The 25,043-nt window shown below is 59.0% G+C and carries 25 protein-coding genes and 1 tRNA gene; 15 read left to right on the plus strand and 11 right to left on the minus strand.

Annotated features, from left to right (window positions below; genetic code table 11):
- Positions 1-150 precede the first annotated feature (150 nt).
- Entirely contained in the window at positions 151-987 is an 837-nt protein-coding gene (locus tag ATY78_RS02890; protein ID WP_088680859.1) for a cell envelope integrity EipB family protein, read from the minus strand.
- 136 nt (positions 988-1,123) lie between these two features.
- On the opposite strand from ATY78_RS02890, the gene ATY78_RS02895 reads away from it, so the two are divergent.
- From ATY78_RS02895 to ATY78_RS02910, 4 genes are all read left to right on the plus strand, one after another.
- On the plus strand, positions 1,124-1,594 hold the full coding sequence (locus ATY78_RS02895) for a RidA family protein (RefSeq protein ID WP_088680860.1): 471 nt from the start codon (positions 1,124-1,126) through the stop codon (positions 1,592-1,594).
- Positions 1,591-2,310, plus strand: a complete 720-nt coding sequence (locus ATY78_RS02900; RefSeq protein ID WP_088680861.1) for a glycerophosphodiester phosphodiesterase — start codon at positions 1,591-1,593, stop codon at positions 2,308-2,310. Before ATY78_RS02895 ends, ATY78_RS02900 begins: the two co-directional genes overlap by 4 nt.
- Positions 2,311-2,390: 80 nt before the next feature.
- Positions 2,391-3,581, plus strand: coding sequence for a GNAT family N-acetyltransferase (locus tag ATY78_RS02905; protein WP_088680862.1), 1,191 nt, complete (start codon positions 2,391-2,393; stop codon positions 3,579-3,581).
- Between the two features lie 54 nt (positions 3,582-3,635).
- Complete coding sequence (locus ATY78_RS02910; RefSeq protein ID WP_088680863.1) at positions 3,636-4,067, plus strand: HIT family protein; 432 nt, start codon at positions 3,636-3,638, stop codon at positions 4,065-4,067.
- A 111-nt stretch (positions 4,068-4,178) separates the two neighbouring features.
- Here the strand turns inward: ATY78_RS02910 and clpA are convergent, their stop codons facing one another.
- The 6 genes from clpA to ATY78_RS02940 all read right to left on the minus strand — a co-directional run bounded on the left by clpA (position 4,179) and on the right by ATY78_RS02940 (position 10,050).
- Positions 4,179-6,668, minus strand: a complete 2,490-nt coding sequence (clpA, locus tag ATY78_RS02915; RefSeq protein ID WP_088680864.1) for an ATP-dependent Clp protease ATP-binding subunit ClpA — start codon at positions 6,666-6,668, stop codon at positions 4,179-4,181.
- A gap of 10 nt (positions 6,669-6,678) precedes the next feature.
- Positions 6,679-7,032 (minus strand): ATP-dependent Clp protease adapter ClpS, encoded by a 354-nt coding sequence (clpS, locus tag ATY78_RS02920; protein WP_008526939.1) that lies wholly within the window; start codon positions 7,030-7,032, stop codon positions 6,679-6,681.
- 277 nt (positions 7,033-7,309) lie between these two features.
- Complete coding sequence (locus ATY78_RS02925; RefSeq protein WP_088680865.1) at positions 7,310-7,690, minus strand: phasin family protein; 381 nt, start codon at positions 7,688-7,690, stop codon at positions 7,310-7,312.
- Positions 7,691-7,962: 272 nt separating this feature from the next.
- The gene (locus ATY78_RS02930; protein WP_008526943.1) at positions 7,963-8,166 is read right to left on the minus strand and encodes a DUF3126 family protein; all 204 of its coding nucleotides are present in this window, start codon (positions 8,164-8,166) and stop codon (positions 7,963-7,965) included.
- Between the two features lie 134 nt (positions 8,167-8,300).
- A complete protein-coding gene (gene cysE / locus ATY78_RS02935) occupies positions 8,301-9,134 on the minus strand; it encodes a serine O-acetyltransferase (RefSeq protein ID WP_088680866.1) in 834 nt (277 codons plus the stop codon).
- 130 nt (positions 9,135-9,264) lie between these two features.
- Positions 9,265-10,050: an alpha/beta hydrolase gene (locus ATY78_RS02940; protein ID WP_088680867.1), complete on the minus strand. Its 786-nt coding sequence runs from the start codon at positions 10,048-10,050 to the stop codon at positions 9,265-9,267.
- 155 nt (positions 10,051-10,205) lie between these two features.
- On the opposite strand from ATY78_RS02940, the gene ATY78_RS02945 reads away from it, so the two are divergent.
- Positions 10,206-10,451, plus strand: a complete 246-nt coding sequence (locus ATY78_RS02945) for a zinc-finger domain-containing protein (RefSeq protein ID WP_008526950.1) — start codon at positions 10,206-10,208, stop codon at positions 10,449-10,451.
- A 27-nt stretch (positions 10,452-10,478) separates the two neighbouring features.
- The gene (locus ATY78_RS02950; RefSeq protein WP_088680868.1) at positions 10,479-11,633 is read left to right on the plus strand and encodes an FAD-dependent monooxygenase; all 1,155 of its coding nucleotides are present in this window, start codon (positions 10,479-10,481) and stop codon (positions 11,631-11,633) included.
- Between the two features lie 26 nt (positions 11,634-11,659).
- Here ATY78_RS02950 and ATY78_RS02955 read toward each other — a convergent pair whose 3' ends face one another.
- Positions 11,660-12,850 (minus strand): cystathionine beta-lyase, encoded by a 1,191-nt coding sequence (locus ATY78_RS02955; protein WP_088680869.1) that lies wholly within the window; start codon positions 12,848-12,850, stop codon positions 11,660-11,662.
- Positions 12,851-13,210: 360 nt separating this feature from the next.
- On the opposite strand from ATY78_RS02955, the gene ATY78_RS02960 reads away from it, so the two are divergent.
- From ATY78_RS02960 to ATY78_RS02995, 8 genes are all read left to right on the plus strand, one after another.
- Positions 13,211-14,236 carry an amino acid ABC transporter substrate-binding protein gene (locus tag ATY78_RS02960; protein WP_088680870.1) on the plus strand — a complete coding sequence of 342 codons (1,026 nt, stop codon included), beginning with the start codon at positions 13,211-13,213 and terminating at the stop codon, positions 14,234-14,236.
- A gap of 100 nt (positions 14,237-14,336) precedes the next feature.
- Positions 14,337-15,539 carry an amino acid ABC transporter permease gene (locus ATY78_RS02965; protein WP_088680871.1) on the plus strand — a complete coding sequence of 401 codons (1,203 nt, stop codon included), beginning with the start codon at positions 14,337-14,339 and terminating at the stop codon, positions 15,537-15,539.
- A 1-nt stretch (position 15,540) separates the two neighbouring features.
- Positions 15,541-16,686 (plus strand): amino acid ABC transporter permease, encoded by a 1,146-nt coding sequence (locus ATY78_RS02970; protein ID WP_088680872.1) that lies wholly within the window; start codon positions 15,541-15,543, stop codon positions 16,684-16,686.
- Between the two features lie 18 nt (positions 16,687-16,704).
- Positions 16,705-17,478, plus strand: a complete 774-nt coding sequence (locus tag ATY78_RS02975) for an amino acid ABC transporter ATP-binding protein (RefSeq protein ID WP_088680873.1) — start codon at positions 16,705-16,707, stop codon at positions 17,476-17,478.
- A gap of 229 nt (positions 17,479-17,707) precedes the next feature.
- A complete protein-coding gene (locus ATY78_RS02980) occupies positions 17,708-18,154 on the plus strand; it encodes a DUF3597 domain-containing protein (RefSeq protein ID WP_088680874.1) in 447 nt (148 codons plus the stop codon).
- A 211-nt stretch (positions 18,155-18,365) separates the two neighbouring features.
- Complete coding sequence (locus tag ATY78_RS02985) at positions 18,366-18,680, plus strand: hypothetical protein (RefSeq protein ID WP_088681032.1); 315 nt, start codon at positions 18,366-18,368, stop codon at positions 18,678-18,680.
- A 632-nt stretch (positions 18,681-19,312) separates the two neighbouring features.
- Positions 19,313-21,619 carry a choice-of-anchor Q domain-containing protein gene (locus ATY78_RS02990; RefSeq protein WP_088680875.1) on the plus strand — a complete coding sequence of 769 codons (2,307 nt, stop codon included), beginning with the start codon at positions 19,313-19,315 and terminating at the stop codon, positions 21,617-21,619.
- Between the two features lie 482 nt (positions 21,620-22,101).
- Positions 22,102-22,470: a hypothetical protein gene (locus ATY78_RS02995; RefSeq protein ID WP_088680876.1), complete on the plus strand. Its 369-nt coding sequence runs from the start codon at positions 22,102-22,104 to the stop codon at positions 22,468-22,470.
- A gap of 301 nt (positions 22,471-22,771) precedes the next feature.
- On the opposite strand, the gene ATY78_RS03000 is transcribed toward ATY78_RS02995, so the two are convergent.
- Positions 22,772-23,578 carry a hypothetical protein gene (locus tag ATY78_RS03000; RefSeq protein ID WP_141105616.1) on the minus strand — a complete coding sequence of 269 codons (807 nt, stop codon included), beginning with the start codon at positions 23,576-23,578 and terminating at the stop codon, positions 22,772-22,774.
- 333 nt (positions 23,579-23,911) lie between these two features.
- Between ATY78_RS03000 and ATY78_RS03005 the strand changes: the two genes are divergently transcribed.
- Positions 23,912-24,391: a hypothetical protein gene (locus ATY78_RS03005; RefSeq protein WP_088680878.1), complete on the plus strand. Its 480-nt coding sequence runs from the start codon at positions 23,912-23,914 to the stop codon at positions 24,389-24,391.
- Between the two features lie 201 nt (positions 24,392-24,592).
- Here ATY78_RS03005 and ATY78_RS03010 read toward each other — a convergent pair.
- Together ATY78_RS03010 and ATY78_RS03015 are read right to left on the minus strand one after the other, a co-directional pair.
- A tRNA-Arg gene (locus ATY78_RS03010) sits at positions 24,593-24,669 on the minus strand.
- 55 nt (positions 24,670-24,724) lie between these two features.
- A complete protein-coding gene (locus ATY78_RS03015; protein WP_088681033.1) occupies positions 24,725-25,030 on the minus strand; it encodes an ETC complex I subunit in 306 nt (101 codons plus the stop codon).
- Between the last annotated feature and the right edge of the window lie 13 nt (positions 25,031-25,043).

The following is a 25,043-nucleotide window of genomic DNA, read 5'->3' on the forward strand; positions in this document are numbered from 1 at the left end:
CAAGCAAAACATTCCGTTTGGAATATTATACTGAGAAAGCTGCCGTATTCGCCCCTGCGCACCTCACGCAAATGGGAACATGACGAATGCAGGAACCATCCGGCCCCGCGAATGCCGCTGTGACATGGCTTTATCACAACCGCAGACGGCTTAGTTGCAAACCTCGGCCTTGCGGTCGAGCAGCTCCAGCTTGGCGAGCTTTCCGGTCAGGACGAAATCGCCGTAATCCATCGTCAGGTCGCGGGTAATGCCGTTTTCATAGAGCTTGAAGGACATGCGGTAGACCGGCAGGGCATCCGTTTTCGCATTCTCGTTGAAATAGGCGATCGTCACCGGCCAGAAGGCTGTCTTGGAAAAAGCGCCGGCATTGCCGGCATCGGCCTCGTCCGTCACCGGCGTTTCCTGTTTGCCGACGATCGTCGTCGTCACCAGTGACTTGTCGCCGTCATCAGACCCGTCGAAGACGCGGGCCTCGAAGAAGCGTTTGCCGTCCTTGGCGTTCTGGATCACATCGAGCATATGCTCGGTGGGAAAACGGCTTTCAGCCAGTTGCAGCTCGCGGCTCGCCGGCTGCTTGAGATCGACCTTGACGCCGTCAGGCCGATCCTCGGCCGCGCCGTTGACTTCCTTGTCGAGCTGGTCGTCAGTGAAGGACTTGGTGTCGAAGGTGAATTTGCCGTCCTTCAGGTTCTCGAAGGTCTTGGTCTGCTGATCGCTGACGCGCACGCTGTCGCCGGTATCGATCTGCGTCACGAAGCGGAAATTGGTGGTGAAACCCTGGCAATAGCTGCCGTCAAATTCATAGACCATGCGGCCGTACATGCCGGCGATACCCGAGCGGTCCGAGGCGTCCTTCAGCTCCAGATCGTATACGGCGCGATGAGCGACGAGGCCGGTCGCAATCGCCGCGCTCGCCGCAGGCGCGCCCGCCCATGCATTGGCGGAAACGCTGGCGAGAAGCAGAGCGGCAAGCGACGATCGGAACATTCATTCACTCCTGTTGGACTCGGCCGCGATGTTATATGAACTCTTTCGGCCAAATCGAGGCTCGAACCTGTCATATTAAAGATTCTAGTCTTGATGCATAATTTTTGAAACATTGACAACAAAAGCGGAGACGAAAATGTCCAATGAAATTGCTGCACGCCTGAGCGAGATGGGGATAACCCTGCCCGAAGCCGCGGCTCCCGCCGCAAACTACGTTCCCTACGTCATCAGCGGCAATCTTCTCTACATCTCCGGACAGCTGCCGCTCGAAGGCGGCAAAATTGCCGTATCGGGCCATCTCGGCAAGACCGTGGATGTTGCAGCGGGCCAACGCGGCGCCGAACTCTGCGCCATCAACATTCTCGCCCAGGCCAAAGCTGCGCTCGGCGGCGATCTCGGCCGAATCCGGCGCGTCATCAAGCTGAATGGCTTCGTCGCCTCGGCGCCCGACTTCGTCGAGCAGCATCTCGTCATCAACGGCGCTTCGAACCTGATTGCCGGCGTGCTCGGCGAGGCCGGCAAACATGCGCGCGCTGCCGTCGGCATGGCCGCTCTGCCGCTGAATGCCGCCGTCGAGATCGACGCCGTCATGGAAATCGCAGAATGACCAATGCAGACTGGATCAAGGACGTGCCGGTCGCCCATCGCGGCTATCACGACCTCAACAAGCATGTCTGGGAAAACACGCTTTCGGCCTTCTCGCGCGCCGTCGAAGCGGGCTTTGCGATCGAATGCGACCTGCATTATGCCTCCGACGGCGTGCCGATCATCTTTCACGACGAGAATCTCAAGCGCCTGTGCAATCTCAACGGCGACATCCGCGAGCGCACTTCCAGGGAGCTCGGGCTGATCGCCGTCGGGGGCACAAACGATAAGGTGCCGACGCTGCGTCAGCTCCTCGATCTCGTCAAGGGCAAGGTCCCGCTGGTGCTGGAGCTCAAGGGCCGCGAGGCCGACGACGAGGGTTTTGCCGAATCCGTACTCGAAGTGCTCGAAGGCTATGAAGGCAAAGTGGCGCTGATGAGCTTCGACCATTGGCTGCTGCGCGATCTGAAGGCGCTTGATGCGCCCTACCCGCTCGGATTGACGGCCGACGGCAATACGCCGGAGCAGTTCAGGACGCATGCGCAGGCGATGGAGATCGGTTTGGATTTCATCTCCTATTATTATGGCGATCTGCCGAATGCCTTCATCACGGGCGAACGCGAAAAGGGCATTCCCGTAATCACCTGGACGGTGCGTGACGAAGAGGCGCGCCGGCGGACCTTCGCCAATGCAGACCAGATGACCTTCGAAGGCTTCGATCCGCGCGTGGCCGTTTGACGCTCGCTTTTTGGCCAAGATCATGCGCAGACTGAGGCAGAGCCGAACCGTCCCCTCCCCACAGGCTTCGCATTTGCCCCATGACCGATGAACTATCCATTCGCGTAGAACGCTCCTTCACCGCGATTTCCCCGGAGAGCTGGTCCAGGCTTTCCGGGGCGTCGAAGGCAGGCAGCACACTTGCCTACAATCCCTTCATTTCGCACGCTTTTTTATCCTCGCTGGAGGAGTCCGGCTCGGCCGCCGCCGAAACCGGCTGGCTCGGCCACCACCTGCTGCTTGAGACCGATCGCGGCGAGCTGATCGGCGCCCTGCCCGGCTATCTCAAGAACCACAGCCAGGGGGAATATGTCTTCGACCATGGCTGGGCCGACGCCTTCGAGCGAGCCGGCGGGCGTTATTATCCCAAACTGCAGTGCTCGATCCCGTTCACGCCGGCAACGGGGCCGCGTCTTCTCGTCGCCGAGGGATTGCAGCGATTGCCGATCCAGAGCGCGATCGCCGAAAGCCTGAAAGAGGTCGTGCGCCGGCTCGGTATTTCCTCGGCCCATATCACTTTCGTGCCTGATGAAGAGATCGGCGTCTTCGAGATGGACGGCTATCTGCACCGCACCGACCAGCAGTTCCATTTCATCAACGAGGGATATGCCAATCACGAGGAATTTCTCGAAACGCTCGCCTCGCGCAAACGCAAGGCGTTGCGGAAGGAGCGCCGCGCAGCACTCGAAAACGGCATCAGCATCGACTGGCTGACCGGCCGAGACCTCACGGAACGCATCTGGGACCAGTTCTTCAAGTTCTATATGGATACCGGCGGCCGCAAATGGGGCCGGCCCTACCTCACCCGCAAGTTCTATTCGCTGATCGGCGAGCGCATGGCCGACGACATCCTGCTCGTCATGGCCAAGCGCGAGGGCCGCTATATCGCCGGCGCGATCAACTTCATCGGCGGCGACACGCTCTACGGCCGCCACTGGGGCTGCATCGAGGATCATCCCTTCCTGCATTTCGAGGTCTGTTATCATCAGGCGATCGACTTTGCCCTTTCGAAAGGGCTGAAACGGGTCGAGGCCGGAGCGCAGGGCGAACACAAGCTCGCCCGCGGCTACCTGCCGGTGACGACGCATTCCGCCCATTATGTCGCCCATGCCGGCCTTCGCCGTGCAATCGGCGACTATCTCGCGCGCGAGCGGGCCGATGTCGAACATATGAGCGAGTTGCTGACCGAGCACAGCCCTTTCCGCAAAGGCGAGCGCCAGCAGGAGGATTGACGCCGGCCCGCCGACCAAGCTACTCGATCAACCAGCAAACGAGGAGATTTCGCGATGACCAGCCCGGCCGCCTATGACGACAACAACATCTTCGCCAAGATCCTGCGCGGCGAAATTCCCTCGCACCGCATCTACGAGGACCAGCATACGGTCGCCTTCATGGATGTGATGCCGCAGGCGCCGGGCCACGTGCTCGTCCTTCCGAAGGCGCCTTCCCGCAATATCCTCGATGCCGATCCCGCCACCCTCGCCCATGCCATCACCGCCGTCCAGAAGGTCGCCCAGGCGGTCCAGGAAGTTTTCGACGCCGATGGCGTGTTCATCGCCCAGTTCAACGAACCGGCGGCCGGTCAGACGGTGTTCCATCTGCATTTCCATGTCATCCCCCGTCACGAGGGCGTGGCGTTGAAGCCGCATTCCGGCAAAATGGAAGACGGCGCGGTGCTTGCCGCCAATGCACAAAAGATCAGGGCAGCGCTGGCTTAAGGAACTGTGCAGCGGCTCCAGGATAATGACATCCATAAGAACAAAGAGCTAAACGCCGAAAACGAAAAAGGCCGCGGATGACGCGGCCTTTTTCAATTCGGTGAAACGATCTCACTTCTTGCGCGGAACCTTCGGAACCGCGGAGCCCTTCTTCGGGGCATCGCGTACTTCCGGCTCCGGCTGCGGCACGGTCTTGGCCTTCGTCTTCTTGACCGGCTTCGTCTTCAGCTCGCCATCATCGTCGTGGCCAGCTTCTGGATGAACCAGTTCGGCTTCCGGCTTCGGCTTGATCGGCGCCGTATCCGGAATGGCCTCCAGCAGAATGCCAGGCTTGCCGTCTTCCTTCGGACCGACGGTGACGTTGACGACGCCGCCCTTCTTCAGCTTGCCAAAGAGGATTTCGTTGGCAAGCGGCTTCTTGATCGTGTCCTGGATCACGCGGGCGAGCGGGCGGGCACCCATCTTCTCGTCGTAACCCTTTTCGGAAAGCCAGGCGATCGCATCCTCATGCAGGTCGAAGGTGACGTTCCTTTCGGAAAGCTGGGCTTCCAGCTGCATGATGAACTTCTGCACGACCTTGTGGATGACGGCCGTCGGCAGCGCCGCGAAGGGAATGATCGCATCGAGGCGGTTGCGGAACTCCGGCGTGAAGAGCCGGGTCAGCGCCTCCTCATCCTCGCCGGTACGCTTGGACGAACCGAAGCCGATTGCGGCCTTGGCCATTTCGGACGCGCCCGCATTGGTCGTCATGATCAGGATGACGTTGCGGAAGTCGATCTTCTTGCCGTTATGGTCGGTCAGCGTGCCGTGGTCCATCACCTGCAGCAGGATATTGTAGATATCCGGATGCGCCTTCTCGATTTCGTCGAGCAGGACCACGCAATGCGGATGCTGATCGACGCCATCGGTCAAAAGACCGCCCTGGTCGAAGCCGACATAGCCGGGAGGTGCGCCGAGCAGACGGGAAACCGTATGCCGCTCCATATATTCCGACATGTCGAAACGCAGGAGTTCGACGCCGAGCGACGATGCCAGCTGCTTTGCCACCTCGGTCTTGCCGACGCCGGTCGGACCGGAGAAGACATAGGCGCCGATCGGCTTGTTCGGCTCGCGAAGGCCGGCACGCGCCAGCTTGATCGAGGTCGAAAGGGCTTCGATCGCGATATCCTGGCCATAGACCACCGAGCGCAGCTCCTGCTCGAGATTGGCGAGCACCGCTTCGTCGTCCTTGGAGACGGTCTTCGGCGGAATGCGCGCCATCGTGGCGATCGTCGCCTCGATCTCCTTTTCGGTGATCAGCTTGCGGCGCTTCGAGGGCGGCAGCAGCATCTGGGCCGCACCCGTTTCGTCGATCACGTCGATCGCCTTGTCGGGCAGCTTGCGGTCGGAGATGTAGCGGGCCGACAGTTCGACGGCCGACTTGATGGCGTCGTTCGAGTAGCGCAGGTGGTGATATTCTTCGAAATAGGGCTTCAGGCCCTTCATGATTTCGATCGCATCATTGATCGAGGGTTCGCTGACGTCGATTTTCTGGAAGCGACGGACCAGCGCCCGGTCCTTTTCGAAGAACTGGCGGTATTCCTTATAGGTGGTCGAACCGATGCAGCGGATCGCGCCCGACGACAGGGCCGGCTTCAGCAGATTCGATGCATCCATCGCGCCGCCCGAGGTGGCGCCGGCGCCGATCACCGTATGGATCTCGTCGATGAAGAGCACGGCGCCCGGATATTCTTCCAGTTCCTTGACGACCTGTTTCAGGCGCTCTTCGAAATCGCCGCGATAGCGCGTGCCGGCGAGCAGCGTGCCCATGTCGAGCGAAAAGATCGTCGCATCGGCGAGAGCCTCGGGAACCTTGCCTTCGACGATGCGCTTGGCAAGGCCCTCGGCGATCGCCGTCTTGCCGACGCCGGGATCGCCGACATAGAGCGGATTGTTCTTCGAGCGGCGGCACAGGATCTGGATGGTGCGGCTCACCTCGGCGTGACGGCCGATCAGGGGATCGATCTTGCCGCCCTTGGCCTTCTCGTTGAGATTGACGCAATAGGCCTTGAGCGCATCCTGCTGCTTCTTGGGGCCGCCCTCTTCCTCGCCGCCGCGCGCGGTCGGCTTGCTTTCCGATTCGTCCTCGGCGCCGCGGGGAGGACGAGCCTCCGAAGCGCCCGGCCGCTTGCCGATGCCGTGGGAGATATAGTTGACGGCGTCGTAGCGCGTCATCTCCTGCTCCTGCAGGAAATAGGCGGCATGGCTCTCACGCTCGGCGAAGATGGCGACGAGCACGTTGGCGCCGGTCACCTCCTCGCGGCCGGAAGACTGCACGTGGATGACGGCGCGCTGGATGACACGCTGGAAACCGGAGGTCGGCTTGGAATCCTCGTCATATCCGGTGATCAGGTTGGAAAGTTCGTTATCGACATATTCGACGAGCGTCTTGCGCAGCGCGTCGAGATCGACGTTGCAGGCACCCATGACCGCGGCCGCATCGGCATCGTCGATCAGGGCAAGCAACAGATGCTCGAGCGTGGCATATTCATGATGCCGCTCGTTGGCAAAGGTCAGTGCCTGATGGAGCGCCTTCTCTAAGCTAGGCGAAAATGTTGGCACGTTCAGATCCTCACTTCTTTTCCATGACGCATTGCAGCGGATGCTGGTGCTGCCGGGCGAAGTCCATCACCTGGCTGACCTTCGTTTCCGCTACCTCGTATGTGAATATTCCGCATTCGCCGACGCCGTGGTTGTGGACATGGAGCATGATGCGGGTGGCACTTTCACGATCCTTCTGAAAAAAACGCTCCAGAATGTGAATGACGAATTCCATGGGAGTGTAGTCGTCATTCAGAAGCAGTACGCGATAGAGGTTGGGCTTCTTGGTCTTCGGCTTGGTGCGCGTGATGACCGAGGTTCCGCGATTTCCGTTATCCCCGTTCCTTTCGCTGTCGTTCTGCATCCGGATCGGCTTTGCGATCATTTTCATTCATTCCTCGATCAACCCGGCAGAGCATGGGAGGGTGCTTTTCCCGCCGAATATCTGAAACACTAACTTAGTTCATAATAGGCCGATTTTAAGCCCCCTGTCAGACACTGCAATCAAGAAATGCCGGCATGCACGGGAAAGACTAAAAAAGTCCCCGGACGATCCACACACGGACGCAGCAATGAAAGTGGAAACAAAAAAGACCGGCTACAGATGCGTAGCCGGTCTTGGTTTTTCAATATGTAGCGCAGGTTGCGCTTTCGACGTTACTTCAGGCGGCAGCGGGTGTCGCCGGCTGCGGCGATTTCGGCGACTTGGCAACGGCGGCGGCAGCAGCGGCGATCGGCGCCTCATAGGGCTTGTAGGCCGACTTGGCGAGATCGGCATACATTTCGCCGAGCTTCGTCGTCTCGGAGACGAAGCTCTCATAGGCTGATTTGACGTAGCTGGTCTGCAGTTCGAAAGCGGCCTCGAAGCTCTTGGCGCCGGCCAGCGTTTCGAAATGCGTCACTGCGTCCTGAAAGGACTTCTTGGAATATTCGGCGGCTTCTGTGGCAATCGCCTGAAAGCCCCTGGCCGTTTCGGAATAGGTTCTCAGCGCCGTGTCGACGGCTTCCTTGCTCTTCTTGTTGGCATCGTCAAAGTTGAACATGACCGTCCTCCGTTGGGCTGTTGGATGGCGGCAGGGTAGCTGCAATGCACAAATAGTCAAGTAGTCTTGTGCGGCGCAAAACTCCCAATGGTTGTGTTACAATTATAAAACAAAGCCTGCGCGCCGGGGCACGTACGTCTTTAATTGATTTTGCTAATATATATCACAAAGCTGCAACCTGAGGCTTCAAATAAATTTTAGCTCGACGGCAAAAAAACAAAAAAAACCGGGCGGATCGCGCCGCCCGGTCCTCTTGAAGCGTTCGAGTATGATCAAAGATCGACGTCGAGGATCGCCATCGAAAAATTGTAGGAGCGGTCGCCGTCCTCGTCATCGACATAGACGACGCCCAGAAATTCTTCGCCGAGATAAACTTCCGCAGAATCGTTCTTGCGCGGACGCGCCTTGACGACGATCTGCGGGTTGAGCGTACGTTTGAAATAGGCGTCGAGCTTCTTGATTTCTTCTGGCTTCACTCTGTCATCTCCGTAAGCGGTCTTGATTGACCGCTTCTTGCACAGGAAAAGCAGCGGTGTAAAGGCAAGGTTGCCACTTGGCATGGCCTGTCCCCGCCCCGTTCCTGCCGCCCGTCCTATCCTTTACCTAGCGCTCAGATATCGGCGCCGATTACCTGGTCCATGTTGCGCGACGGCTCGGAACAACCGGCTTCGCCGACGACCTTGGCCGGGACGCCCGCGACCGTCTTCTTCGGCGGCACCGCCTTGAGGACGACGGAACCTGCGGCAACGCGCGAGCAGTAGCCGATCTCGATATTGCCGAGGATCTTCGCGCCGGCGCCGATCATGACGCCGCTGCCGATCTTCGGGTGGCGGTCGGCGCCTTCCTTGCCGGTGCCGCCAAGCGTTACGCCATGCAGGATCGAGACGTTGTCGCCGATGACGGCGGTCTCGCCGACGACGAGGCCGGTCGCGTGGTCGAGGAAGATGCCCTTGCCGATACGGGCGGCCGGATTGATGTCGGTCTGGAAGACGCTGGAGGAGCGGCTCTGCAGATAGAGCGCGAAATCACGCCGGCCGCGGTTCAGCAGCCAATGAGCGAGACGATGCGTCTGCAACGCATGGAAACCCTTGAAATAGAGCACAGCCTCCATGAAGCGCAGGCAGGCCGGATCGCGGTCGTAGACGGCCTGGATATCGACGCGCAGGATGGAACTCCACTCCGGCCAGTCGAGCAGCATTTCTTCAAAGGTCTGGCGCAGCAGGTTCGCCTGCATGTCGGGATGATCGAGACGTTCGCAGATGCGATGGATGACGCATTCCTCGAGCGAATGGTAGTTGATCACCGTCGAATAGAGGAAGGCGGCGAGAACCGGATCTTTTTCGGCCGCGATCCGTGCTTCTTCGCGCAGGCTGTCCCAGATGGGATCCATCACCTTCACGGGATGGCCTGTCTCAAAGGCACGAATGTCTGTCTTTGCGACCATCGCCGCTCTCCTCGTTACCAACAGGAATGCCGTTTTCGGAATGCCAATATATAGAGGAAAACGGCAATAACATAAATGGGTGCCGCCGCCATGGTTTTTTAGCATGGCTTTTCGGCATCACGATTATGTGTCACCGGTCGGAGATATTTCCGTAGAAGGCCAGCACCGCCTGTTTGAAGACCTTGTCGCCGACCGCGAGCATATGGTCGCGACCCGGAATATCGAGGGCTTCGGCATTGGGCATCAGCGCCGCCAATTCCTGCGGCGAGCCGGCAATATCGTCCTTCGTGCCGACGCCGATCAGCGTCGGCATATCGAGCTTGCCCATATCCGCGCGTGCAACCAGATCGCGCGAGCCGCGAATGCAGACGGCAAGGGCGAGGCGGTCGCTCTTCGTCTGCTCGGCGAAGGCGCGGAACATCCGGCCGCGGTCATGCGTCACCTCGTCGAGCGAGGGAGCCAGCAGCGCATCGGCGATCGGGTCCCAGTCGCCGACACCGTCGGTCATGCCGATGCCGAGGCCGCCCAGCACCAGCGAACGGACCCGATGCGGATTGGCGAGCGCTGCAAACACCGAAATGCGCGCGCCCATCGAATAGCCCATGATATTGGCTTCCGGGATGCCGAGATGGTCGAGCAGCGCGATCGCATCGCCGGCCATGACCCATGGACGATAGGCTTCGGCATCGTGCGGCTTGTCGCTTGCACCGTGGCCGCGATTGTCGATGGCGATCACCCGGTAGCCGGCATCGCCTAGCGTTTTCAGCCAGCCGGGATGCACCCAGTTGACGTTTGCCGTCGAAGCAAAGCCGTGGATCAACAAGACGGGCTCGCCGGATGGATCGCCTTCGTCGAAAAAGGCGAGTTTCAATCCGTCGTGGGTGAAGCTTGAAAAAACTGGCGTATTCAGGTTCATCGGCCTTCCTTTTTGGCGCGACCATAATCGAGCCGCCCGCCAGCGTGAAGCCGGAAACTGGCTAAAAACTGTGCCGGGCGCGGCGCTTTGGCTCTACACATTTGCGGCGAAGACTTATAAGGTCCGCGCACATTTCAAAGCATTCGGAGAGCGACATGGCCGGCCACAACATCCCCCACTTCCAGAACGACGGCGGTCACCGGGTTATCGAAGTCGGCGTCAAGGAGTTCATGTGCACCGGCGCTTCGGCTCCCTTCGACCACCCGCATATCTTCATCGACATGGGCGACGACAACGAGAAGGTCTGTTCCTACTGCTCGACGCTCTATCGCTTCAATTCCTCGCTCAAGCCGAGCCAGACCAACCCGGCCGGCTGCGTCTTCCACGTGAAGGCGGCGTAGTCAGTCCAGGCCAGGATCGGACGGACAATGCCGGTCGAACACGCCGCCATCATCGGCGCCGGGATATCAGGGCTGACCGCTGCCCTTTCGCTTTCACGCCGCGGCATCAGCTCGGAGATTTTCGAGCAGGCAAGCGAACTCACCGAGGTGGGCGCCGGATTGCAGGTGTCACCGAACGCCTCCCGCATCCTTGACGAACTCGGCGTCCTCGAAGAACTGTCGAAGGTCTGGCTCGAGCCGGACGCGATCCGGCTGATCTCGGGCGGTTCGCTGCGCCAGCTCGCGGCCGTGCCGGCAGGCAAATTCGCACGGGAGCGCTGGCGCGCGCCCTATGGCGTCCTGCATCGCACCACCTTGCAGAAAACCCTTCTGGCTGCGGTCGAGGCAGATCCGCTCTGCCGGCTTCATCTCGGCGTACGGATGGAGGCGAGCCTACCGCCCTGCGAGAGCACGGCCGATCTCGTCATCGGCGCGGACGGCGTCTGGTCGAAGCTCCGGCAATCCATTCCCGCCAGCCCCTCGACGCGTTTTTCCGGCAATATCGCCTACCGCTTCACCATTACCGAAGCGGAAGCGCCCGGTTTTCTCGATCGGACGTGCGTTTCCGCTTTCCTCGGCGGTTCGGCGCATCTCGTCTCCTATCCGCTGAAGGAGGCCGGCAGCTTCAACATGGTGGCGATTACCGCCGGCAACCTCGCGCCGCAGACCTGGCAAAGCGAGCCGGCGGCCGAGCAGCGCGCGCAGTTGCGGGCGCGCTTTTCCGGCTGGAACACCGCCATCCTGTCGCTTCTCGAAAGACAGGCGAAGCTGACGTTCTGGCCGCTGTTCGAAACCACGGCAGGCGCGTGGCAGGACGGAAGACGGACGGTTTTGATCGGCGACGCCGCGCATGCGATGATGCCCTTTGCCGCACAGGGCGCGGCGATGGCGATCGAAGACGCCTACGAGCTTGCCGCTTTTCTTCCCGGCCGTCCGGTCGCGGAAGCGCTTTCGCTTTTCGAAAAACATCGCGCGCCACGCATAGCAAGGCTTCGCCAGCGCGGCGCCTTCAACCAATTCGCCTATCATGCCAAGGGGCCGATCCGGATCGGCCGGGATTTCGTGCTCGGCCTCAAGCCGCCGCAAAGCCTGGCGGCCGATCTCGACTGGATCTACGGCTACCGCGCCGTGCATCTGCCATAGGCGATGACGGCGCGCCGGCCATCCGCTCAGACGGCGCTTGCGGCTGCAAAACCCCGTTCGATGTCGGCCTTGAGATCGGCCACGTCCTCGATACCGATCTGCAGGCGGATGACCGGGCCGTCGGTCGGGGCTTTGGCGACGGTGCGATCTTTAAGATTCGCTTGCAGGGCAAGGCTTTCAAAGCCGCCCCAGGAATAGCCGAGACCGAAAATCCTGAGCGCGTCGAGGAAGGCATGCGCCTTTGCCTTGAACTTTTCCGGGCTGTCTACGGCAAGCACGAAGGAAAAGATGCCGCTCGCACCCTTGAAATCGCGCTTCCAGATATTGTGGGAGGGAAAACTCGGCAGGGCTGGATGCAGCACGCGGGCGACATCCTCCCTGCCCTCCAGCCATTCCGCGATATCAAGCGCGCTTTCATAATGCCGCTCGAGGCGCAGGCCCATGGTGCGCAGTCCCCGCAGGATCTGGTAAGCATCGTCGGGCGCGCCGCAGATGCCGAGCGCGCCGTTCGTTTCCTTCAGCCGCGGCCAGTGCTCGGCATTGGCCGACACGGTTCCGAGCAGGATATCGGAATGACCCGACGGATACTTCGTCGAAGCGTGAATGGAAATGTCGACGCCGTGATCGAGCGGCCTGAAATAGAGCGGCGTCGCCCAGGTATTGTCCATCATGACGACGGCGCCGTGGCGGTGCGCAACGGCCGAGATCGCCGGAATATCCTGCATTTCGAAGGTATTGGAGCCGGGAGCCTCGGTATGGACGATCTTCGTGTTCGGCCGGAACAGCGCCTCGATTCCGGCACCGATTGACGGATCGTAATATTCCACCTCGACGCCGAGGCGCTTCAACATCGTATCGCAGAAATGGCGCGTGGGGCCGTAAACCGAATCGACGACGAGCGCATGATCGCCGGCGGCGGCGAAACCCAGGAACGGAATGGTCACGGCGGCAAGACCCGAGGGTACGAGGATCGTGCCGGCGGAACCCTCGAGCGCATCGATCGCCTCACAGAGCGCGTCCGTCGTCGGCGTGCCGCGCGTCCCGTAGGTGTATTTCTGCGCATGCGTCTCCATCGTGCGGGCATTCGGAAAAAGCACCGTCGAAGCATGCACGACCGGCGGATTGATGAAGCCGTGATAGTCGAAAGGATCGTTGCCGATATGGGTCAGGCGGGTGTTGATGCCGGCGTTCTCAAGCAGACTGTCTTTGTCGTTCATGTCGGAAATGGCCTTTGGCGAAGAAGCGCGAGAGCGAACCTTTGGACGCCTCGCCGTTTCCGGTCAACCCCTTGAAGATCGTTGCAGGCGGCGCTGCGGAATGAGCGAATTTTCGATTTTCGCGTTATTTTTCCGCAAGCGGACGCCTATTTCATAGTCAGCAGCCCAGGAATGCAGCGCAATCTGCCAAAATCCTGAAATTTGCCGCAATTATTGATGGCGACACTTGACCATGGTGACATTTGCGACTGTGATAGAGTCACTCGCGCCGGGAGGGTGTCGAGACAATGGGGGCGGCAGGTTTTTCCGCCGGAACTCCCCACAAGAAAATATAAGACAACGGAAAAGGTTGGGAAAAAAATGAAGAACAAGCTTCTGTCGGCCGCGATCGGCGCAGCAGTTTTCGCTCTTGGCACCTCGGCTGCTTCAGCCACTACCCTTGGAGACGTAAAGGCAAAAGGTTTCGTTCAGTGCGGCGTCAATACCGGTCTCGCCGGCTTTTCCGCACCTGACGCATCCGGCAATTGGGCCGGCTTCGACGTCGACTTCTGCAAGGCCGTCGCCTCAGCCGTCTTCGGCGACCCCACCAAGGTGAAGTTCACCCCCCTCAGCGCTGCAAACCGCTTCCCGGCTCTTCAATCCGGGGAAGTCGACCTGCTCGCCCGCAATACGACATGGTCGATCAACCGCGACACCGCTCTCGGCCTGAACTTCCGTTTCGTCAATTACTATGACGGCCAGGGCTTCATGGTTCGCAAGAGCCTGAACGTGAAGTCGGCGCTCGAACTGTCCGGCGCATCCGTGTGCGTACAGTCGGGCACGACCACCGAGCTCAACCTCGCCGACTACTTCAAGGCCAACAACCTTCAGTACAACCCGGTCGTCTTCGAAAAGCTGGATGAGGTCAACGCCGCCTATGATGCCGGCCGCTGCGACGTCTACACGACCGACCAGTCCGGTCTCTATTCGCTGCGCCTGACGCTGAAGAACCCGGATGAACATGCGATCCTGCCGGAAATCATCTCCAAGGAGCCGCTCGCCCCGGCCGTTCGCCAGGGTGATGACCAGTGGTTCGATATCGTCAGCTGGGTTGGCTACGCCATGATCAATGCCGAGGAATTCGGCATCACGCAGGCGAATGTCGACGACATGAAGAACTCGCCGAACCCCGACATCAAGCGCTTCCTCGGTGTTGAAGCCGATACCAAGATCGGCACCGATCTCGGCCTGACCAACGACTGGGCCTACAACATCGTCAAGAACGTCGGCAATTACGGCGAATCCTTCGAACGCAATATCGGCCAGGGCAGCCCGCTGAAGATCGCACGCGGTCTCAACGCTCTCTGGAACAAGGGCGGCCTGCAGTACGCGCCGCCGGTTCGCTGATCGGCATTACGCATGAAAGCCGGAAGGGCGGGAAACTGCCTTTCCTCCTCCTATAAAAAAGCTCCGAAAAGGAGCGCATAACGTGGGGAATTGGCCAGGTATGACGCATCAGGTTGCGGGTTCAACACCTATAGCCAGGAGCGGCTGGAGCTTTCAGTCCGCCCTTTACGACCCGAGAGTTCGGGGCATTTTCTTTCAAGTCCTTACCATCGTATCGCTGGTCGCCTTCGTCTGGTTTGTTGCGCACAACACGGCAGTCAATCTGGCGCGCGCCAACATCGCATCGGGCTTCGGCTTTCTGAATGGCCGCGCCGGTTTCGAAGTCGGCCAATCGCTGATCGCCTATTCAGCCGATTCGACCTATGGCCGCGCCTTGGTCGTCGGTCTTCTGAATACGATTCTGATCGCCGTTACCGGCATCATTACAGCCACCATCATCGGCTTCCTCATCGGCATCGGCCGGCTGTCGCGGAATTGGCTGATCGCCAAGCTCTGCACGGTTTATGTGGAAGTCTTCCGCAATATTCCGCCGCTGCTGGTTATTTTCTTCTGGTATTCGGGCGTTCTGGCGGTTCTGCCGAATGCGCGCGAGTCGCTGCATCTGCCGTTCGGGTCGTATCTCAACAATCGCGGCCTTTCCTTTCCCAAGCCAATCTTCGGTGAGGGCTTCTGGATCGTCGGCATCGCTTTCGTCATCGCGATCGTCGCCGTTATCGCGACGGCCAGATGGGCGCACCGCCGGCAGGCGGCGACGGGGCAGCCGTTCCACACGATCTGGGTTTCGATCGGCCTGCTTATCGGCCTGCCACTCATTGCTTTCCTGGTCGCGGGGACGCCGCTTTCCTTCGATTATCCGATCGCGGGCAAATTCAATCTCACCGGCGGCTCCGTCGTCGGGCCTGAGTTCATCTCGCTGTTCCTGGCGCTTTCCTTCTACACCGCCGCCTTCATCGCCGAAATCGTGCGTGCAGGCATCCGCGGTGTGCCGAAGGGACAGACGGAAGCTGCCGCAGCACTGGGCCTGCATCCCTCGTCGATCACCCGTTTGGTCGTCATTCCGCAGGCCTTCCGCATCATCATTCCGCCGCTCAGCAGCCAGTATCTCAATCTCACCAAGAACTCATCGCTGGCGATCGCCATCGGCTTTGCCGATCTCGTCGCCGTCGGCAGCACGACGCTGAACCAGACCGGGCAGGCTGTCGAGGTGATCCTGATCTGGATGGTCATTTACCTCGCCCTCAGTATCGTGACCTCGCTGTTCATGAACTGGTTCAATGCCAAGATGGCGCTGGTGGAGAGATAAGATGAGCAACAGTTTCGTCAGAACCGCCATGCTGGCGCCGGAGCCGGCCCCTTCAGGGGAAAAAGGCGCCGGAGCCTGGATCCGCCGCAACCTGCTTGCGACACCGAAGGACATAGTCCTTACCATCCTGGCTGCCGTCTTTATCGGCTGGGCCCTCCTCCACGCGATCGACTGGCTCTTCATACAGGCGGTCTGGACCGGTCCGGACCGCACCTTCTGCGCCACAACAGTCCAGGGCGGCATTCAGCCGGACGGCTGGAGCGGCGCGTGCTGGGCCTTCGTCAATGCCAAATTCGACCAGTTCGTTTTTGGACGTTATCCGCTCGACGAGCGCTGGCGGCCGACGCTGGTCGGCATTCTCTTCGTCCTCCTGCTGGTGCCGATGCTCATCCCCTCGGCGCCGCGCAAGAGCCTGAACGCCATCCTCCTCTTCATCGCGCTGCCGATCGTCGCCTTCATTCTGCTTTACGGCGGATTTGGCCTGGAAATCATCGAGACGCCACTCTGGGGCGGGCTGCTGGTGACGCTGGTGCTCTCCTTCGTCGGCATCGCCGTCTCCTTCCCGGTCGGCATTGTCCTGGCGCTCGGAAGACGCTCGCAGATGCCCGTCATCCGCACGGTCTGCATCATCTTCATCGAAGTCGTCCGCGGTGTGCCGCTGATTACCGTCCTCTTCATGGCGAGCGTCATGCTGCCGCTCTTCCTGCCCGCCGGCTGGACGGTGGATAAGCTCCTGCGCGCGATCGTAGGTGTATCGATCTTTGCCTCCGCCTATATGGCCGAGGTCATCCGCGGCGGCCTGCAGGCAATTCCCAAGGGCCAGTTCGAGGGCGCCGATTCACTCGGGCTCGGCTACTGGCAGAAGATGCGTTTGGTCATCATGCCGCAGGCGATCAAGCTGGTGATCCCAGGCATCGTCAACACCTTCATCGGCATGTTCAAGGATACGTCACTGGTGTCGATCATCAGCATGTTCGACCTTCTCGGCATCGTTCGTCTCAACTTCGTCGATCCGAGCTGGGCGACCGCAGTAACGCCGCTGACGGGGCTGATCTTCGCCGGCTTCGCCTTCTGGCTTTTCTGCTTCGGCATGTCGCGCTATTCAGCATTCATGGAACGTCACCTCGACACCGGCCACAAACGATAAGAATGAGGGAAAATAATCATGGCTGAAGCTCCAGCTAAAAAGCTCACCGTTTCCGCAACGGAAGTGGCGATCGAAATCATCAACATGAACAAGTGGTACGGTGATTTCCATGTGCTGCGCGACATCAACCTGAAGGTCATGCGTGGCGAGCGCATCGTCATCGCCGGGCCTTCGGGCTCGGGCAAGTCGACGATGATCCGCTGCATCAACCGCCTCGAAGAGCATCAGAAGGGCAAGATCATCGTCGATGGCACCGAGCTCACCAACGACCTGAAGAAGATCGACGAGGTGCGCCGCGAGGTCGGCATGGTGTTCCAGCACTTCAACCTCTTCCCGCACCTGACGATCCTCGAAAACTGCACGCTGGCGCCGATCTGGGTGCGCAAGATGCCGAAGGCGCAGGCGGAAGAAATCGCCATGCACTTCCTGAAGCGCGTCAAGATCCCGGAACAGGCCAATAAATATCCAGGCCAGCTTTCCGGCGGTCAGCAGCAGCGCGTGGCGATCGCCCGCTCGCTCTGCATGAACCCGAAGATCATGCTTTTCGACGAGCCGACCTCGGCGCTCGACCCGGAAATGATCAAGGAAGTGCTCGACACGATGGTGGGTCTCGCCGAGGAAGGCATGACCATGCTCTGCGTCACCCATGAAATGGGCTTTGCCCGCCAGGTCGCCAACCGCGTCATATTCATGGACCAGGGCCAGATCGTCGAGCAGAACTCGCCGGCCGAATTCTTCGACAATCCGCAGCACGAGCGCACCAAGCTGTTCCTCAGCCAGATCCTGCATTAAGCCGGATCTGCTGAAGCTTCCGAGAGACCCGCCGTCCCTTCTGGTCCGGCGGGTCTTTCACGTTCAGCGGGAGGCCGACGCCTGCCGTTAAGTGGATTGACCTTGTCCCACCATCTCAGTTTTCCTTCCCGCGATTGAAGGGGCAAAAATAAACCCTCGCGCTTCTGGATATGGCCGCTGGGAACTCCATGTTCAGCATGTTCTAATTTACGAAGCCGGAGGTTCAGGAATGGGTATTTTCGATAAGATCAAACATGCCATCTTCGGAGAAGCGAAAGCAGCCGAACCCGTTGCCGCCAGCGCGCCAAAGGCTGCGCCAGCCCAGGCGCCTGTCTCACCGTCGGCTGCGCCCAGTCAGGCGCCTACGGCCTCTCCCGCACAGAGCAAGCCAGCCACGGCCCCTGCCCCGGCAACAGCCGCCGTCGATATCGTTCCCATCCTCGACGCGGCTGTGAAGAAGAGCGGCCAGAAACTCGACTGGCGCCGCTCGATCGTGGACCTGATGAAGGCTGTCGGGATGGATGCGAGCCTGACCGAGCGCAAGGAACTCGCCGCCGAACTCGGCTATACCGGCGACACCAGTGATTCCGCGAAAATGAATATGTGGCTGCACAAGGCGCTGATGAAGCGGCTTTCGGAAAATGGCGGCAAAGTCCCCGCCGATCTCCTGGATTAATGAATACTGGGTAATACTGCCGCTTCTGCGGCGCTGATGTAACACGTTTTGCGCAATGGCTTCTCCACCGACCCTGACGATGGAGATGCTTCCGCGCACGCCAACCCAACCCGGATCTCGGACGTCATGAGTCCGCTTGCCTGAAGACATGGGAATCAATAACTTCTCATTCGATTACTTCGGATAATCGATCATGGGAGGTCTGTATCCAATGAGATTGATGGCGGTAGTAGGTCTTGTACTGAGTGTAGGCTGTATTTCGGCTGCGGAAGCCCCTTCGAACTATCAATCCTATCATGGCGGCGTTCGGGTCGATACCGATCCGGTCCTCCTGGCCCGATACGATAAAGCGCTTCAGCGCTGCGTCCCGGAAGCAAGCTCATTGCGAAGAGGCTCGCCGGACCCGCAAAGCCTGCATTACAACGCAGCCCTCAGAAGCTGCCTCTCTAGGCACAGCTTCCTCGACAGAGGGGTCTATGCCTATCCGATCCCCAAGGTCTATTTCGATCACTTCCTGGATCGCTGAGAAGAGCAGCCGATCATGTCTGTCAGCGGGGAGTGCAAAGCATTCTCCGCGTCGCTTCGGCATGGCCATTGAGATGCTGCGGTGATGCGGGATGCTTTGCCCAGCAAAGCACTCCTACTTTCGGCTTGCCCTCCATTTTCATGGGCGGTTTTTCCGGCGTCACACGAATCGAAATGGGCGATGGGAAAGCGGCGGCGCGCAATTGGTTTGGTCGAATTTGCTACGACAACACCCCCAATAGCGCCAATTATCATGACCAAACCTCAAAAAAATGCAAAATTTAGAAAAAAATGCCGATTCTGTCTTTTTTGAGAGGAATCCTGTTACGCTCGTCACGTTTTCCTAATGTTTTCAATGGACGCATTTCGCTATAGTTGCAGAAAGAATAATTCGCGCCAAACGAGACATATATTGTGTCATAATTCGGGCGAATCGGAATTCACCAAGTATTTCAAACCGTAACTTCTGATCGGTTTCGATAATGTGGCAGCAATATGGCTATGTTTCTCAAGCACTTACTGTCGCGTTGCTGTTGCGCCCTCCAGAACCTCGTCCTATAACCCGCGCCGCAATGACTGATTAACTAAAATTAGCAATTGGTAAAGAACAACGCTAAGGTTGAGGACAAGACAATGACGACATACTACGTAGCGACGACCGGCAGCAGCGGTGGTAACGGCAGTGCCTCGTCTCCTTTTCGCACGATCAGCGAGGCAATGGCGTCGAACCTTAGGCCCGGTGACGAGGTCGTGGTGAAGGCGGGGACCTACAACGAGGCCATCAACATCGACAAGGACGGCTCGGCGGCAGGCAACATCACGCTGCGCTCTGAAGTACCCGGCGGGGCGCTGATCCGGCCGCCCGAGGGCTCGTGGAACGCGATCAGCGTCAACGGCAACTATGTGACGATAAACGGCTTTGACATCGGCGGCGCCAACGGCGACGGCATCGAAGCGAACAACGTCCATCACGTCTCCATTCTCAATAACAAGGTCCACGGCAGCGGGGAGTCGGGCATCCAGTTCAACCAGTCGGACTTCATCCGCATCGAAGGGAACGAGACCTACAATAACGCGTCGACGGGCTGGTTCTCGGGCATCTCGATCTACCAGAACCGGAACATCACCGGCGACACTTCGACGGACGGCTACCGGACGATCGTGCGCAACAACATCTCGCATGACAACGTCACGAAGTCGGGTGCACACACCGATGGTAACGGTATCATCATCGACGATTTCCAGAGCACCCAGACGAGCGGTCATCCGAACTACACGTTCAAGACCCTGGTCGAGAACAACCTCGTCTACGAGAACGGCGGCAAAGGCATCCAGGTTACCTGGAGCGACTCCGTCACGGTGAAAAACAACACCGCCTACCACAACAATCAGGACCCGCAGAACACCGGCACGTGGCGCGGCGAGCTCAGCAACTCCGCGTCGAGCAACAACACCTGGGTCAACAACATCGCCGTCGCGGACCCATCGATCAACAAGAACAACACTGCGATCGATAACACGTCGACTGACAGCTACAAGAACAGCAACGTCGTCTGGGCCAACAACATCACTTACAACGGCACGGCCGGCCAGGCCTCGGTCAAGACCGACGGCGGCAACGCGATGCCGAGCGCGGCGGACGGTAACAAGCTCGGCGTCGACCCGAAATTCGCCGGGGCAGCGAGCGACAACTTCCACCTCAGCTCCACCTCGTCTGCGATCGACGGCGGAACCGCCAAGTACGGCGTCAGCTCGGTCGACCTGGACGGCCACGCTCGCGTTGTCGGGACTGTCGATATGGGTGCCTACGAATCGGGCTCCGCCCCGGTAACGGGAACGCCGACGACACCGACAGCACCTACGACACCTACGACACCCACGACACCGACGACGCCAACCACACCGACGACGCCAACCGCGCCGACCACACCGACTCAACCGACAACGCCAACCGCACCGACGAAGGAATTCATCGGCACCAGCGGCAACGACATCATGCCGCACACCGGTCAGTCCAACGGCGGCAACGAAACCTTCAAGGGTCTCGGCGGTAATGACCTGTTGAAGGGCGGCGCCGGCGCTGATGTGCTCGATGGCGGTGATGGCAACGACACAGCCAGCTATGCGGGTTCCGGTGCGGTCAACGTCGACTTGGCGACCAAGACCGCATCGGGCGGGCAGGCCAGCGGTGACAAGCTCGCCAGCGTCGAAAACTTGACCGGCTCCAGCTACAACGACGTGCTCACCGGCGGCAACGGCGGTCGCAACGTTCTCGATGGTGGCGCTGGCGCAGACAAGCTGAGTGGCGGCGCCGGCGGGGACGTCATCAATGGCGGCACCGGACAGGACACGGCCGGCTACGCAGGCTCCGGCGCGGTCAACGTCAACTTGGCCACTGGGGCCGCATCGGGCGGGCATGCCACCGGTGACAAGTTCATCAGCATCGAAAACGTGACTGGCTCCAGCTACAACGACGTGCTGACCGGCAATAACGGCAGCAACGTTCTCAATGGCGGCGCCGGCGCGGACAAGCTGTACGGCGGCGGCGGCGCGGACGTCATCATTGGTGGTGCCGGAAAGGACATCATGGCCGGTGGCGCCAGCTCGGATGCGTTTATTTTCAAGACGGCGGCGGAAGCCGGGGCCGGCATGAACCGTGACGTCATCACCGACTTCCAGAAGGGAATCGATAAGATCGACTTCTCGGCGATAGATGCGAATGGCTCTGCGGCGGGCGATGGAACCTTCCATTTCCAGGCTCAGGAGAATGCCCTTTTCGACCACAAGGCCGGCGCGCTCGCTTGGCATTATGACGACAGGGCTGGAACCGCGAGCGACGCTACCGTTATCCAGGGCGACCTGAACGGCGACGGCGTTCATGACTTCGAAGTTCAGCTGAAGGGCCTCGTCCACCTGGGGGCGAGCGATTTTCTCCTGTAACTAAGTCAGCTGTGGCGGTCGTCCGATCGCCACAGCAATCGCTCTAAAAATATTGAATATGTCAGCGGCGGAGTAAAAACCCGCCGTGCGGCGCGTAAAAGCCGGCTGCTTCGGCGCGTGGATGAGATCACCGGGAGGGCATAGCCCGAGCGGTGGTTTCATCCGCGCGCCGCAACTTTTCGACGGGTGTCAGCCAGCCTTTAGGGGGCGGCAGAGCGTCAGGCGCTCGGATCCCAAAGTCTCGTCGATTCGTCGAATGAAAGGTTGCTGGTGTCAGTGAATTTTGAGCCTTGCCAGATGCCCCTGGACTCGGAAACATTGTTTACGCTGATGAATTTCAGACGCCGTACCAGTTGATGCTGGACTCTGCGCCGTATACCTCCGGACTCCAAGGTCAAATCACCTCATACGTCTGGACTCGGCGTTTCGGCCGGTCGCCTCGTCGCCTACAATACCAAGAGCAAAAATAGGGGCGCAGGGCGATGTCGAAAAACGAAACTGATCGCGTAGCCACAGAGGACGCCAACGTAGGTTCAACCTCCCAGAGTTTTCTCGTAGAGGAAGGTATCGCTGAAGAGGTCAACGAGATAACATTGGGACGTGTCAGAGAATGGCGGAATTCGCAGCGCAATGCTATCCAGACCGAAGACACACCGCTTACAGACGATGAAGAAGCCTTCTTTAGTCACATGCCCCCAGAATTCCTCGCCGAACTCCGTCGTCGATCTGAACTTGCAAAATCTAGCTCAGGAATTCCGGTCCATGAGTTCCGTCGCCTCGTCAAACGTGAACGTATGGAGCGCAAGGCCGCGGCTCTCCAAATTAACACATCTGAGAATCCAGACGAATGAGGAGGCGTAGAATCCAGACATTGTGGAGGAGATTGTCCAAACGCGTGTGGCGCTAGAGAAATATGAGCCGCCTGAAACGTCTGGACTCCGGTTCGCTGTTTTCGTTGGCAAATCCCAACCAGTGTGCCAGTCGAACTTGGACTCCGCGCCTCATTCCTTTGGACTCGGCAGGGCCAATCTCCTGGTACGCTTGGACTCATGACCGCCGATAGCGGAAGTGTGGTATTTTTCGGATTACATCGCGAAACCCATGACGACGGGAGCACCAGTGCCCGTGTTATGAGGCAACCTCAGGTGTCGGCTAGGAAAAGTCCTTCAATGTTTCACCAAATTTAGTGCTAGCGCCGATACCGCCCCCATTTCCAGGCGCTCCTCCCATGCCTGTGTCGTGGTCTTTGCACAATTCTCGCTCGGCCTGTTGTTTTGCTTGTTCGTTCTGTGCGTCGATCCCATCCATCAAGTTGGAAAATGAACGACCCGCCTCGACGCACATATCAAATGCCAAGAACGCTTCGAGGCCGCCGGTTTCTGCCGCGATCGCAATTCCCGCCATACAGGCTCCGACTTTGGTAGTAACAATGCCGATGTCTTTGGCGGCCTGCAACGCCGGGAGAATCTCGTCGTGATTTGGGTTCTGGCAAATCTCCCGCAGCCCCTGCAGATCATGTTGAAGGGCTGGAAGTTCATCTCTTGTGATCGGTACGCGCGCCGAGGCGTTTCCAATTGAAAAGACGATGTCCGCATTTGGAGGATGAACATCTGCCCGTATATGAAGGGTATCGTCGTTCCGGATGCCGTACTGTTCCATCATGGCAAATGCAACCCTGCTGGGCAGGCTTGACCAAGGCGACTCTGCGGCGGCTGCAGTATCACTTGTAACCTCTGCCATATCTTCTTGTCGGCGAAATAAATCGTCGATAGCACCTGCTAAGAGCGCGTATTCTTCAGGGTTAAGTCCCATCGATTCTGCTGTCTCCGGAATGCCATCGCGCAACCTTATTAGATTTTCCGGACCTAGTAGCAGGTCATAGGTAATCTGCACCGACATTGCGAGTGTCGGCCTATCCGTTTCATTTAAATAGCAGCTTGTTTTGTATTGTGCAGACATAGCTTCCCCCGTAACCAAAGGAGGAACTATTGCGCTTTCTGAAACCGCGAACAATTAGCCGTTGTCTTGTCAATTTGGAGTATGGCGGATGATCTGCCGCACCTCATTGCGGCATGTGGCGCTGGAGAAAACGTGAGCCTCGCCAGATACATCTGGACTCGGTAACACTGATTTCTCGGCCGAATTTCGTTCGGCGAACCAGTTGAGGCTGGACTCCGTGCCTCATACCTTCGGACTCAAAGGCACGATCACCTCATACCTCTGGATTCACCGCTCTCGAGCCACTTGCGCGTATAGCCCTATCGGGAGACAATTTAGGAAAAGGGGAGCGATATGGCCACCACACGATCCACAGACGAAATTGGGAAAACACTGGCCTCTGTCCTCGTAACCCAACTCACCCGCATTGGTAAAAGGGAATCCGTTCGCGTGGGCCTGGTCATCGAAACGAAGGATGCAGATGCCGTAGGCCCGGCGCTTGTAAGATCACTGGAAGAAGATGGCCTGGCAGTGGAGGTTGGATGCGTTTGGACCCACAGGAGGAAGACTTCTTTCGACAGAACCTTGGTGGAAATATCCCGAACCCATCTCGAAAACTTCAACGATTGCAACGTGGTAGCTATTGTTCACCTGGAACAGGCGTGCGTCAGCACTCTAAAGGCCATCAAATCAAGAATCGGGGAGCGCCTGAACGACGACGTCGAGTTGATCATCTTGACTTCCGATCCCGCCATCGGACACATAGAAAGCTTCCCAACGGCTCACACAGTTTTTGCAACCTCGGAAATGTTGCATGCCCTGATCAAGGAGTAGGCAAAGTTCTCGAACTAGGGGAGTCAGATTGGCCAAGCGATCCCTTTGGGCCTGACCATTATCCCCAGTTTATTCAGGACCGTATACGTTCTAATATTGCGGAGTCCAAAGATCACGCCCGACGTTGAGTCCAGACGTATGGGGCGCAGAGTCCAGAGTTCTTGGAGATAGTCCAGACGTATCTGGCGCTGCATAAATTTATGGCGACCCCTGCAGGAATCGAACCTGCGACAACCTGCTTAGAAGGCAGGTGCTCTATCCAGCTGAGCTAAGGGGCCGTCTGCTCATCGCACTTGGCGGTGCGATAGATGCGGCATATGTGGACGAGAAATCTCAGTGCGTCCAGGGTTGCGTGCGGGTATAGCGGAAATTATCCGGATAGGCGACGACCTGACGGGCCGGGTCCTTCGGCGCGATGACGCGGTATTCGATGCCGTTGCGCTGGGCATAGGCTTCTGCGAGCGCCTGCGTTTCGAAAGTGAGCTTCACCTGCTGACGCGTGTCGCCGGAGGAGGTGTAACCCATCATCGGATCGATCTTGCGCGGCGACTCCTGATCGAACTCGAGCACCCAGAGATGGGTCTTGGCCTTGCCGGACTGCATGGCGGTCTTGGCTGGACGATAGATCTTGGCAGACATGACTGCGGCGTCT

This window comes from Rhizobium sp. R635 (assembly GCF_002211285.1).
Classification (GTDB): domain Bacteria; phylum Pseudomonadota; class Alphaproteobacteria; order Rhizobiales; family Rhizobiaceae; genus Rhizobium.